Origin of the sequence: Pseudomonas tremae, from assembly GCF_001401155.1 — a bacterium.
GTDB classification, from domain to species: Bacteria; Pseudomonadota; Gammaproteobacteria; order Pseudomonadales; family Pseudomonadaceae; genus Aquipseudomonas; species Aquipseudomonas tremae.
Map to the genome: position 1 here is coordinate 1 of NZ_LJRO01000215.1, position 499 is coordinate 499.

Below are 499 nucleotides of genomic sequence, written 5' to 3' on the forward strand. Positions count from 1 at the left end.
CGAAAAAGCCATCATCGATGCGATGCAAATCAAGCCGTGGAGCCACAACTTCACCCACGACGATGGCGTGCAGGTCGTGCGCTTCATGAACATGACGGGCGGCTGACAGCCGACCTGAAGGATAACGCCTCATACGAGGCGTTATTTATTTGCCGGCCTTGCGAAAGAACAAGGTGATCTGCCCGACTTCGACACCCAGCTTGGTCATCGACGAACGATTGGCCATAGTCTGCTTGTCGATCAGGTACATCCAGTCATCCAGGCTGACGTCATACTCGGTGCCGTCCACCGGCAACCTGAGCACATAGTTCCAGTGGAAGCTGTTGCCTGACACTTCGCCATAGGCCTCGCCAACCACGTCACCTGCCGTGCCCTTCCAGCGTCCCGGGCCGTCAGGACGCAAACGCCACTCCCGGACCTGCTTGGTGCCATCGCTGTAGCTGAAGGCCTCGTGCATGACCAGCACTTCGCCTTCACTGTGCCCGTCGATCACCACGGT

1 protein-coding gene and 1 pseudogene are annotated in these 499 nt (G+C 58.3%); one reads left to right on the forward strand and one right to left on the reverse strand.

The window, feature by feature from the left end; genetic code table 11:
• A pseudogene (locus ALO43_RS30165) lies at positions 1-106 on the forward strand (GTP 3',8-cyclase MoaA); the annotation flags it as partial.
• A gap of 39 nt (positions 107-145) precedes the next feature.
• Here ALO43_RS30165 and ALO43_RS15465 read toward each other — a convergent pair.
• Positions 146-499 (reverse strand): DUF3833 family protein (locus tag ALO43_RS15465; RefSeq protein ID WP_054997763.1); only part of this gene is annotated, 354 nt, incomplete at its 5' end.